Source organism: Microcystis sp. 0824 (genome assembly GCF_003112475.1).
Classification (GTDB): domain Bacteria; phylum Cyanobacteriota; class Cyanobacteriia; order Cyanobacteriales; family Microcystaceae; genus Microcystis; species Microcystis aeruginosa_C.
This window is the reverse complement of sequence record NZ_BDSM01000001.1, coordinates 17,813-28,859: the sequence shown is the minus strand read 5'-3', so window position 1 is coordinate 28,859 and position 11,047 is coordinate 17,813. Positions and strand designations below refer to the sequence as shown.

Below are 11,047 nucleotides of genomic sequence, written 5' to 3'. Positions count from 1 at the left end.
CTCACTCACCACTTCCCCACTTCATAATTCCCCACTCCCCACTTCCCCACTTCATAATTCATAATTCCCCACTCCCCACTCCCCACTTCCCACTTCCCCCACTGATCACTGAAAATGCTCTCTAGGGCCAAAAGCTGCCAAGATCACAAAAAAGACCGCTATGATCGAAAATAGAAATCATCGTCATTGGTAGAGAATAGGTAAAAAATCTATGACATCTTATGCGGCCTCCTCTGCACGAGCCGAAATGAGCGAACTTCGGCGCCTAAAAACCCTACTACCGCCAGAATTACAAAGTTGGGTAACGGTAGAAGGTTCCACAGAGATTAATCCCCCCCTGATCCGTTGTGAAGAAATTGGCAGAGACGAGGTAGAAATTCAGATAGATTTGGCAAAATGGGAAAATTTAGCCATAGATCAGCGTAATTTACTCTTTTGGCATGAAGTGGCCAGGATTCAAAATGATAGTATTCCCCGGGAAGGCTGGGAAATGGCCGCCCTCGCTATTGGCTTAGGTGGTGCAGTGGGGGAATTATGGGTACAGGACGGGTTATTATTACTTTTGGCGATGGGACTATGTGGGATTTCCGGTTATCGTCTCTGGCGCAAAAATAACGGTGATAAAATTCTCAAAGAAGCGATCGAAGCCGATGAAAAAGCGATCGCCCTAGCCACCCGTTTCGGTTATTCTCTCCCCAACGCCTACAAGAGCCTAGGCAGTGCCTTTAAAACCCTAATTGAACAAACACCTAACCGTCGTCTGCGTAAGCGTTATGAGACCCGTTTAGATGCCCTGAGAAAGAGTGCCGCCAAAGCGAAGGCCCAAACCCAAGGCCGTCCGCCCCTAGGTGAGATTCGTTAGCCGATAATTACAGGTAATCTGTGACATTACCCATTGGTATTTGGGGAAAAGTGTAGTAAACATTAGGTAGGTCATCAGACCTTGCTCATCTATCAAACCACCTCTTTGTGTCGATGACTTCCCAAATCCCTGAAACACGTTTTCTGATCATCCCGATGGAGTATCCGGTTTTGCGGATGCCGGATCGCTTGACTGTCCTGGAAGCAGTACAGTTCAAAGATATCTTTCACCATCTCATCGCCCAAACACCCACTCCGGGAAAAGTCATTCTCGATCTGAATGCCACTCAATTTATGGATAGTAGTGGTGTGGGTGCTTTAGTCCATAATCTCAAAGCGGCCAGGGCAGAAAATATCGAGTTAGTGCTGGCTAACGTCCATCCCCCGGTGATGGGGGTTTTATCGATTACGGGACTAGATCAATTATTCACTTTCCAAACCCCCCCCCTAGCACCCCAAGAAAACGGTCTTACTGCCCCTGAAAACCATCTACCAGAAACCCATCCCTCGATTCGCAGTTGGTTAAAGCGCGGTCTTGACATTGTTGGTGGGATCGTGGGTTTATTAATCACGGGGGTTATTTTTGTCCCGATTGCTATCGCTATTAAGTTAGACAGTCCAGGTCCGATTTTTTTCAGTCAAACCCGCTGCGGTTGGTTGGGAAGGCAATTTAAAATTTTTAAGTTTCGTTCCATGTGTGTGAATGCCGAAGCACTCAAGGATAAAATCCCCAATCAAGCGGAGGGAGCTTTTTTTAAAAATAAAAATGATCCCCGGATTACCCGGGTAGGACAATTTTTACGTCGTACCAGTTTAGACGAATTGCCCCAGTTTTGGAATGTGATCACCGGTGAAATGAGTCTTGTTGGCACTCGTCCTCCCACCCCCGATGAGGTGGAACGCTACGATGTTCCCCAATGGCAACGTTTAGATGTAAAACCCGGTATGACGGGAGAATGGCAGGTGAATGGTCGCTCTCAGGTGCGTAATTTTGAAGAGGTAATTCAACTAGATTTGCGCTATCAAGAAAATTGGAGTTTAGGCTACGATCTACAACTGATTTTTAAAACAATTTTGATTCTCTTTCAAAAAAACAGTGGTGCCTTCTGAAGTCTTAAATTCCCCTTCTTTCCCCCTCCAATTCCATCTACAAGTCCGGACGGAATTGGCAGCTTTAATCCCAGTCCTACAATGGTTTGAATCTCACGGCCGCTCTTTTTTACCTGACTCGGTGCTTTGGCAGTGTAAGGTGGCTTTAGCAGAAGGATTTACTAATACTGTCCGTTACGCTCACCAACATTTACCACCGACTACACCGATCGATCTAGAATTAACTTTCAAGTTCCATTCTCTAGAAATAAGAATATGGGATCACGGTCAACCTTTTGATCTACAAGCCAAACTTGATTCTCTACAACAACATCCCCTCGCACCTTTGGAAATGGAAAGCGATCGAGGATTACTTTTCATGCGTTCTCTTACTGATACTTTACAGTATATCCGCACTGGCGAAGGGAGAAATTGTTTAATTCTCCAGAAAACTTTTTAAGCCAATTTATCCCTTGCTAGAAACTCTGTCCATAGCACAGGTTTCGAGATGAGAAAAAAGAATTATCCCACCACCCACACCCCACACAAGGGTGGGTAGATGTCCGGAGGGTGCTTTGAGAGAGAAAGTAATTTGATCGTAGTATAACCACTTGTGATTAACTCGCCAACCGACTTTTGACCCGAAAGCGTTCCATTTTTGTTGATCATAATTGCCGCTTCCTCCCAAACTTTGATAGATTCTTTTCTGAACAGATAGACCAAATTTTTCCTGACTATATTGTAACCAGAGTTGATTGATAGTGGCTAAATCTTCACAGGGAAAGTTATCTATATCTTCTATCTTAAGATATTTTTCTTTAGTTCGATCGGCAACTTTTAAGAATAGATTAGCCGTTTCTTGATCCGCTTCTTGCCATTTTTCTTGCGCTAATAAATCCCGCAGATTAGTGTAATCAATTTCCTTGGCACTTTTGAGGTTAATTTCCTCCCTGGTGGCGGTTGGAAAAACTGACAAAACCGTTTCTTGAATTGTGTTCTGTAATCGGGGTTTTGGCGGAATCACTACGGCTAATTTTACCGCTAACTCTTGCAGAACTTCCCCTGCTGATTGATAACGTTTTTTTGTGCCAAATTCAATTAATTTATCTAAAATTTCTCCTAATTCAACAGTAACAGGATTATTAATAAGGTGCTGTCTCCATACCCATTCATGTTCTCTCACATCGAAGAATTCAAAGGGAGATACTCCCGTTAATAAATAGATACAAGTGACTCCCAAACTATATAAATCACTGCTATTAATCGCTTTGCCATTGCTTTGTTCCGGGGCGATATATCCCGCCGAACCGATCACTGTTCCTGTCAGAAAAAGATTAGCAATGGTGATAAATTTAGAGGCACCGAAATCCACTAAAATTAGTTTATTATCGCTGCGTCTCCTAATTATATTAGCTGGTTTAATATCCCGATGAATGACTCTTTTAGCGTGGATAAAATCAAGAATTGGCAAAATTTCTAATAAAAGATGTTTGATCTTTTCTTCATTGAAAACTCCCTCGCTTTGTAATTCTTGTTCTATATTTTGTCCTTCAATATATTCTTGAACAAGATATTGTCGCCCATCATTGCCGGTAAAATAGGCATAGAGGGAGGGAATTTGTGGGTGTTGACCGAGATTATCTAAACTAATCGCTTCTTCTTTAAATAATTCCGCCGCTTTCTTGAGGGCATTACTGCCTTGAGCGCTAGGAAAAAATTGTTTAATCACACAATAAGGTTTAGAAGGTTTATCCTCATCAATTGCTTGAAAAGTTTTACCAAAACCTCCTTGACCAATTAATTTTATAGCACGATAACGATCTTTGAGTAATAATTGAAAGCGACATTTTTGACAGAATTTATCTGTAGGATCATTGTTATGAAGACAATCAGGATTAAGACATAAACTCATAGCTGGTTTAAACAGGGATAGGGAAGATGTTTCAGTTATCAGTAAACAGTGAACTGATAACTGATAACTGATAACTGATAACTGATAGCTAAATCGAGGTTTCTTACTCCGGCCAAATTTCTGGCTGTTGATTTAATAAAAGCTGGGCTGCCTCTAACATATCATCGACAATATCGCGCAAATCTTCTTTATTATCGATATAAGCTTTTAACGCTTCTATCGGATCTAATTGATTACCCACCCCTAATTCCGGTAAACGGGGACGGGTTAATTGACTAATTAATTCCGCCCGAATACTATAACTATGGGCAGTTTTTAAAGCCTCGTCAAGCTGATTGGTGTTAATTAGTTCTAATTGTTCACTGCGAATTTTATAAACTAAGCGGATAACTGCTTCCTGAATATCATGTTTTTTGAGAGCTTTTAGCAATTCTTTTTGGGGGTTTGCTGCCTGGGAAACATCCACTTCGATGGAACAGAAAGTACGCACGGGTAAAGGACAAAATTCCCATTTAACCTCTCCTTTAGCCACTTCTATTAAAACATAGCCCTTATCTTCTTTTTCCTCGCTAAAATCCACTCGATCGATGCTACCCGGATAGACAATAGGCGGATCATTGCTAGGATTAAGATTTTGATGTTTGTGAACATGACCGAGGGCGACATACTCGAATTGTGGACGATTTAGCAGCGATAAAGGCACGGTAAAACCTTTACCAACCGCTAAAAATCTTTCTGCTCCTAAACTAGCTCGATCGGCCATTAAATGGGCTAATAAAACTGTTGGTACGCTTGTATCTAATTGGCGAATTTCTCCTTCTAAAACTGGTTCCAAACGGTTAATTAACAATTCATTTACCCCACTCAAGGATAAACCCTCGGTTTCGGGACGGGTTAAGAGAGTGGCGCGGGTTAACCAAGGTAAAGTAATTACTTGGATATCGCCATTGCGGGTGGTGATGCGATGGGTGGTCAGGCGATCGCCAACAATAAACCCCGGCACCGCTAGGGTACGATAGATGGAGAGACTGACACCGCCATTACCCTGAGAATGTTGATCGTGATTACCTACTAATAACACCGTCGGGATATTAGCATCGGCAAGACGACGGAATTGACTGGCAAAAGCTTCGTGAACAAAAGGAGGAGGAGTGGCATCGGGAAAAGCATCTCCCCCAAAAAGCACTAGATCCACAGGGGAGGCAATAGCCCGATCAATACAGAGGCTTAAACTGCCCATAAAATCCTCTAAACGCGTGTTTAATCCCGTTTTTGGATTTAAACGTCCATGGGAAAAACCGCTCCCCATGTGAATATCCGATAAGTGCAGTATTTTAATCATAAGTAGTAGGCAAAAGGCAAGAGGCAAAAGGCAAGAGGTGGTGAGATATGTCTAATTAATTGCGTCTAGCTACTTAAGACCTCCTGAAAAAGTAAGTTCTCGAACCGCTATCTAGTCAAAATATCTAAAAACTCAGATAAATCTGACATAATCTTAGGTTTTGTGGATATCATAGTTGTTTCTTGTCTTTTTTATCCTCCTGTCTCTGATTATCCTATCGACCGTCTCCTCACCTAAGGTCAGATTTTTGATTTTTGCAGGAAATCTATAGTAAAGGAAAAACAGGCGTAATTAAGTACACCTGTTCGGGATTATTTTCCTAATTTTTTATCGCCATCTTGGCGACGGCGATCACGCCATTCTGTAGTCGTCAGGTAGAGAATGCCACCACTGACGATAACGAGGAGAATTAAGGCGACTAGAAAGAGAGTGTTGAGAATCAAAGATGTTTCCATGGTATCTATAGATTACCTAGAAACCGTTACGACCCCAAACCACCATGGCGATCGACCAAGTGAACAGGGCGAGAATGCTAACCCAACCAAGTGTCAAAATATCCATAATTGCCTTTGTTAAACGAATTACTTAGGAGTTGACACTCTCCGCACTTTTAGGGCGGAGATTCTTGGGCTGAATCTTGCCGCTACTAGCAAAGCTAATTTTGGTCTTACAGTTTCATGTCTAGTCCGACTACACCTACAAGGTAAGCACTCTTAAAGACTACTCCCCAAGCGTAAATTTCTGTGTGTCCCACAGTATTTAATTGTTTTTCGCTCTTACCATGTGGACTTAGGATGAAAGCTTTTGTACCAGTGATGGTTAGAGATTTAGGGATTACGGAGTGTCGCTTGTTTCCTGCGTTCCCAAAGTCAACGACTCAATTTAATGCTAACATAAAGTCGCCCTAAAGGGCGAGGTTTTCAACCCAAATTTTCGATAATACTTCATCAGTGACTCCGTTTTAGAGAGGCGATCGTGCAAATTACGCTCAAGGAAAGAATCGAATCCATACAGGTGGGGAGTATCTCGGCGCTGGCTTTCCTGGTTCCCTATCTGCTATTTTTAACTGTTGAGCGACTATTTTTAGGGGAATCGCTCACAGTAATTGGCGCTTTTGTCAAGATATCCGGGGCGATAATTAGCGGATTTCTCTTCGGTGTCACCTATCGTTATGTCGTCCGTAACGACGATAATCCCCATCTCAAAGATGGTACAGTGGCAGCTTTTGCCCTAGTCCGCGGCCTAGTTCCCCTACAATTATCCACAGACTTGATCGCTGACGCTTGGCAATTAAGTCTCTTTCTAGGAGAGAGCTTTATCTGTTTTTTATCCTGTCGTCTGCTCTTAGAGTTGACTAAGCTGCGCCAATAACCGATCATCTTTTTGGCTATCGGGAGTCAGAAGACAGGAGATAGGAGACAGGAGATAGGAGACAGGAGACAGGAGACAGGAGTCAGGAGATTATTTTTATTTATTCTCCCTGCTCCGGCACTCCCCATCTCCCTACCTCGCAATTCATAATTCATAATTGATAATTTATAATTACCACACCCTATGGCTATTTGTATTCCCGTTAATTTACCCGATCGCTCCTATAATATTCTGATCGAGAAGGACAGTTTAGCTAATCTCGGTGGAGAAATGAGCCAGTTAAGCTTAGGTAAAAAGGTTTTATTGGTTTCTAATCCCGAAATTTTTGACTATTACGGGCAGATAGCCGTTAATTCCCTAGAAAAAGCGGGCTTTGCCGTTTTTACACATCTGATCCCCGCCGGAGAAAATTATAAAACCCTCGATGCGATCGCCCAAGTTTATGATAGCGCCCTCGCTCACCGGCTGGAACGTTCCTCGACTATGGTTGCCCTCGGTGGTGGTGTAATCGGTGATATGACGGGATTTGCAGCAGCCACATGGTTACGGGGCGTTAATTTTGTCCAGGTTCCCACCACCCTGTTAGCGATGGTGGATGCTTCCATCGGGGGTAAAACTGGTGTTAATCATCCCCAGGGCAAAAATCTGATCGGGGCGTTTTATCAACCGAAATTAGTTCTGATCGATCCTAGCGTGCTTAAAAGCCTACCCGTGCGAGAATTTCGGGCAGGAATGGCAGAAGTGATTAAATACGGTGTAATTTGGGATGCTGAGTTATTTCAACAGTTAGAAGACTCGGATAATTTAGCGAGTTTTTCTCAGATCGATGGCGAGCTATTGCAAACAATTATTACAAAGTCTTGCCAAGCTAAAGCAGATGTGGTAAGCAAAGACGAAAAAGAAGCGGGTTTGCGGGCGATCTTAAACTATGGTCACACGATCGCCCACGGCATTGAAAGTTTAACGGGATATACTAGCGTTAACCACGGGGAAGCGGTGGCCATGGGGATGGTGGCGGCAGGAGCGATCGCTGTTAAACTGGGAATGTGGACCGCCGGGGAAAATCAACGTCAAACCGATCTAATCGAAAAAGCCGCCTTAGAAACCCGTATTCCGCCTTTAAATGCCGATGAGATGGTCAATGCTCTCACTGCCGATAAAAAGGTTAAAGATGGCAAGGTTAGATTTATTTTACCAACGGCAATCGGCCAAGTCACCATTAGCGATCGAGTCACCCCCACCCTAGTGCGCGAGGTGTTATCCCCAACCGAATCCGGGCAGTAAAAGCTTTTTCAATTGTTGCATCGCTTGTTCCGTAACATCCCGGTATTTTAAATCTCCCACGAGAATACGTCCCATCAGTTGACCGGCGATCGGGCGTTTAACGGCGACATTGTAGGCGATTTGGGTAAATTGATAGAATAAACCGGCTAATTTAGCCGCTAAAGCCATATCTTCCCCCCATTCTTCCCGAATTATCCGACTATAGCCCGCTAAAGCCTGATTATCTCCGGCTAAAGCTCGATCGATCGCCTCGGCTGCCTTAACTCCCGTCAAAATTGCCGGACGGATACCCTCTCCGATGAGCGGATCGAGAATACCCGCCGCTTCCCCTGCAATTAAGGCATTTTGGGCGTGTAGCGGTTGATTTCCATTCCAAAGGGCTAAAGCATACTCACTATAGCGATAATCCTCTAAATTCCAGCCTTTTTGACGGGCATAATTTAACAGTTGTTTTTTTAGCTCCTCGGATTTGATGCTGCCCTTAAAACAACCACCGCTAATTGTGTAACCATTAGACTTGGGAAAAGCCCAGATATAACCATTTTTTAGGGAACCAAAGTCAAAAAAAGCTTTTTGGGGTGGAATAGTCGCTTCTGCGTTAGTAATTTCCAGAGTAGCCCCGATCGCTTCGTTTTTCGCTGGTAATCCTAACCAGCGACTGGTATTGCCCTTAACACCATCGGCAGCAATCAGATATTTGCCTGAAAATGTTCCCTGGGATGTGGTAACTTGCCAGTGATCTTGGACGAATTTGATCTGGGTAACTTCGCTGTTATCTTGGATGGTTGCCCCGACTGCGATCGCCTGTTGACCTAAAAAATCATCGAAACGATCCCTTTGTACCATCCACATTGGTTCTAGCATATTTAACTTAGTGGTGGCGGCATCCCCCTGTTTCCAAGTAAACTCCACTTGGGTGACGGTATTCTCGATCACGGGGGTAAAATCAAAATCAAACCACTGCTTAATTGCCGGGGATACCCCCCCACCACAGGGTTTATAACGGGGTAATTTCGCTTTATCGAGGATCAGGATCGATCGTCCCTTTTTAGCTAGATGATAACCCGCCGTCGCTCCTGCTGGTCCCGCACCGATGATAATACAGTCAAACATTTGTACTAATTTAAGTCGTTGAACAAATTTATAGACAATTTACGCTATTTTGGGCAACTTGTGTTGAGTCTGGTTTCTTGTCCCTTCTTCAGGCGGTTGAGCTTGCCTCTCTAATTTCTAGCTGATTTATCCCCCCATGTCCAAGAGAGCCTAATCTCTGGCTCTTTTGACTAATTGATCAATTATCTTCACCTGATCAATCGTATAATCAAAAAAACTATAACTGCTCGATTATATCATGAAAATTGTTTCTATTAAAATAAAAAACTATCGTATGTTTAAAAATATACACATAAGAGATATTCCCCCTTTTTGTGTGATTATTGGAGCTAACGGCACGGGAAAATCTACTCTATTTGATATTTTTGGGTTTCTGCGAGATGCCCTCAAAAACAACATTCGCCAAGCCTTACAAATTCGCGGCGGTTATAGAGAAATTATCACTAGAGGTCAAGAACAGGAAAATATTGAAATCGAGCTGCAATTTCCCATGAAAATCTTAGATACAGAACGTCTGGTTACTTATATACTTATAATTGGACAAAACAAAAATCGCCCTGTTATCAAACGCGAAATACTTCGCTATAAAAGGGGTGAATACGGTAAACCTTTTCATTTTTTAGATTTTCAACTTGGTCAAGGATATGCTATCACCAACGAAGAAGATTTTAGTAAACCAGATAAAGAACTCGATCGAGAAGAACAACAGCTAGAATCTAACGATATACTAGCAATCAAAGGATTAGGACAATTTCAACGTTTTAAAGCCGCTACAGCCTTTCGTTCTCTGATTGAAAATTGGCACGTTTCTGACTTTCATATTAGCGAAGCTAGAGGAAGTAAAGAAATATCTTATGCTGAACACTTATCCCCTACTGGCGACAATATAGCTACAGTTGCTCAATATATTTATCAACAATATCCCACAATTTTTCAGCAAATTCTCGAAAAAATGAAACAAAGAGTTCCGGGTATTTCCTCTGTGGAAGCCAAAGAAACCGAAGACGGTCGCTTGATTTTACGTTTTCAAGATCAGGCCTTTAAAGACCCTTTTATTGATCGCTATGTTTCTGACGGGACTATGAAAATGTTCGCTTATTTAATATTACTATTCGATCCCAATCCTCATCCCCTACTCTGTGTCGAAGAACCAGAAAACCAACTTTATCCTACTTTATTAAAAGAACTAGCCGAAGAATTCGCCCACTATAGCGATCAGGGGGGTCAGGTATTTGTTTCTAGCCACTCCCCCGATTTTATCAACGCGGTTCCACTAGCTAGTATTTTCTGGCTAATTAAATCCCAAGGTATCACCCAAATCCATAGGGCTGCCGATAGCGAAATCCTCAAAAACTTAGTAGCGGAAGGCGATTTACCCGGCTATCTTTGGAATCAAGGCTGGTTTGAAGGAGTAGAACCCTAAGGAACTATGATATCGTATTTTTGCTAGAAGAGTCATCTATAAAAAATGTGTTAGAAGAACTTTTGCCTAAACTTATTCCCCCAGAAATAAGCTATATATGTATTGGTCATCAAGGCAAACAAGACCTAGCCAAATCTATTCCTATAAAACTCAAAGCTTTCAAGAAATCTAGTCCCAATACCAAATTTATTATTGTCCACGATCAGGATTCCCACGATTGTCAAAAACTCAAAAAGGAACTAGGGGAAATTTGTCAAAATGCCAGTGATGCTCAAGTATTAATTCGGATTATTTGCCATGAATTAGAATCTTGGTTTCTGGGAGATTTAGCAGCGGTGGCCAAGGCGTATAATTTAAATAGTCTCGGTCAAAAACAAAATAAAAGTAAATACAGAGAACCAGACCTGCTTAACTCGGCCAAACAAGAATTAAAAAAGCTAGTGAAAGAGTATTATGCAGGAACCCACTCTAAACAGATTGCCCCGCATCTTTCCCTAACTGAAAATAAATCCCGTAGTTTTCAAACTTTTATCCAAGGTATCAAAAATGTTGTGGAAATGATACAACGCCCCAATCCGAACCCGAACTAAAATAGACCTCGACCTAATCTAATTAAAAGCCTATAAACTCCTAACTAGGGTGATAATTGGCT

At 42.4% G+C, this 11,047-nt stretch carries 12 protein-coding genes; 7 read left to right on the top strand and 5 right to left on the bottom strand.

The window, feature by feature from the left end:
- Positions 1-211 precede the first annotated feature (211 nt).
- The 3 genes from N0824_RS00165 to N0824_RS00155 all read left to right on the top strand — a co-directional run bounded on the left by N0824_RS00165 (position 212) and on the right by N0824_RS00155 (position 2,410).
- Complete coding sequence (locus N0824_RS00165; RefSeq protein ID WP_002781787.1) at positions 212-862, top strand: DUF3318 domain-containing protein; 651 nt, start codon at positions 212-214, stop codon at positions 860-862.
- A 113-nt stretch (positions 863-975) separates the two neighbouring features.
- Positions 976-1,971, top strand: a complete 996-nt coding sequence (locus tag N0824_RS00160) for an anti-sigma factor antagonist (RefSeq protein ID WP_108935258.1) — start codon at positions 976-978, stop codon at positions 1,969-1,971.
- On the top strand, positions 1,958-2,410 hold the full coding sequence (locus tag N0824_RS00155; protein WP_108935257.1) for an ATP-binding protein: 453 nt from the start codon (positions 1,958-1,960) through the stop codon (positions 2,408-2,410). Before N0824_RS00160 ends, N0824_RS00155 begins: the two co-directional genes overlap by 14 nt.
- Before the next feature lie 6 nt (positions 2,411-2,416).
- Here the strand turns inward: N0824_RS00155 and N0824_RS00150 are convergent, their stop codons facing one another.
- The 4 genes from N0824_RS00150 to petN all read right to left on the bottom strand — a co-directional run bounded on the left by N0824_RS00150 (position 2,417) and on the right by petN (position 5,765).
- Positions 2,417-3,862, bottom strand: a complete 1,446-nt coding sequence (locus N0824_RS00150) for a serine/threonine-protein kinase (protein ID WP_108935256.1) — start codon at positions 3,860-3,862, stop codon at positions 2,417-2,419.
- Between the two features lie 103 nt (positions 3,863-3,965).
- Positions 3,966-5,204 (bottom strand): exonuclease subunit SbcD, encoded by a 1,239-nt coding sequence (gene sbcD, locus N0824_RS00145; RefSeq protein ID WP_108935255.1) that lies wholly within the window; start codon positions 5,202-5,204, stop codon positions 3,966-3,968.
- A 311-nt stretch (positions 5,205-5,515) separates the two neighbouring features.
- Complete coding sequence (locus N0824_RS20835; protein WP_002736416.1) at positions 5,516-5,659, bottom strand: hypothetical protein; 144 nt, start codon at positions 5,657-5,659, stop codon at positions 5,516-5,518.
- 16 nt (positions 5,660-5,675) lie between these two features.
- Positions 5,676-5,765 carry a cytochrome b6-f complex subunit PetN gene (petN, locus tag N0824_RS00140; RefSeq protein WP_012265708.1) on the bottom strand — a complete coding sequence of 30 codons (90 nt, stop codon included), beginning with the start codon at positions 5,763-5,765 and terminating at the stop codon, positions 5,676-5,678.
- A 414-nt stretch (positions 5,766-6,179) separates the two neighbouring features.
- On the opposite strand from petN, the gene N0824_RS00135 reads away from it, so the two are divergent.
- Together N0824_RS00135 and aroB are read left to right on the top strand one after the other, a co-directional pair.
- Positions 6,180-6,575: a hypothetical protein gene (locus N0824_RS00135; RefSeq protein WP_108935254.1), complete on the top strand. Its 396-nt coding sequence runs from the start codon at positions 6,180-6,182 to the stop codon at positions 6,573-6,575.
- Between the two features lie 183 nt (positions 6,576-6,758).
- Positions 6,759-7,859, top strand: a complete 1,101-nt coding sequence (gene aroB / locus N0824_RS00130; protein ID WP_108935253.1) for a 3-dehydroquinate synthase — start codon at positions 6,759-6,761, stop codon at positions 7,857-7,859.
- Here aroB and N0824_RS00125 read toward each other — a convergent pair.
- Positions 7,833-8,972, bottom strand: a complete 1,140-nt coding sequence (locus N0824_RS00125; protein WP_108935252.1) for a geranylgeranyl reductase family protein — start codon at positions 8,970-8,972, stop codon at positions 7,833-7,835. The genes aroB and N0824_RS00125 overlap by 27 nt on opposite strands.
- A 238-nt stretch (positions 8,973-9,210) precedes the next feature.
- Here N0824_RS00125 and N0824_RS00120 point away from each other — a divergent pair, with 238 nt between their 5' ends.
- Positions 9,211-10,395: an AAA family ATPase gene (locus N0824_RS00120; RefSeq protein WP_108935251.1), complete on the top strand. Its 1,185-nt coding sequence runs from the start codon at positions 9,211-9,213 to the stop codon at positions 10,393-10,395.
- Between the two features lie 11 nt (positions 10,396-10,406).
- Positions 10,407-10,985 (top strand): DUF4276 family protein, encoded by a 579-nt coding sequence (locus tag N0824_RS00115; RefSeq protein ID WP_108935250.1) that lies wholly within the window; start codon positions 10,407-10,409, stop codon positions 10,983-10,985.
- The last annotated feature ends 62 nt before the right edge of the window (positions 10,986-11,047 follow it).

Coding starts and splice junctions, on each gene's coding strand:
- N0824_RS00165 (WP_002781787.1), top strand. CDS start 212: ATGACATCTTATGCGGCCTCCTCTGCACGAGCCGAAATGAGCGAACTT.
- N0824_RS00160 (WP_108935258.1), top strand. CDS start 976: ATGACTTCCCAAATCCCTGAAACACGTTTTCTGATCATCCCGATGGAG.
- N0824_RS00150 (WP_108935256.1), bottom strand. CDS start 3,862: ATGAGTTTATGTCTTAATCCTGATTGTCTTCATAACAATGATCCTACA.
- sbcD (WP_108935255.1), bottom strand. CDS start 5,204: ATGATTAAAATACTGCACTTATCGGATATTCACATGGGGAGCGGTTTT.
- N0824_RS20835 (WP_002736416.1), bottom strand. CDS start 5,659: ATGGAAACATCTTTGATTCTCAACACTCTCTTTCTAGTCGCCTTAATT.
- petN (WP_012265708.1), bottom strand. CDS start 5,765: ATGGATATTTTGACACTTGGTTGGGTTAGCATTCTCGCCCTGTTCACT.
- aroB (WP_108935253.1), top strand. CDS start 6,759: ATGGCTATTTGTATTCCCGTTAATTTACCCGATCGCTCCTATAATATT.
- N0824_RS00125 (WP_108935252.1), bottom strand. CDS start 8,972: ATGTTTGACTGTATTATCATCGGTGCGGGACCAGCAGGAGCGACGGCG.
- N0824_RS00120 (WP_108935251.1), top strand. CDS start 9,211: ATGAAAATTGTTTCTATTAAAATAAAAAACTATCGTATGTTTAAAAAT.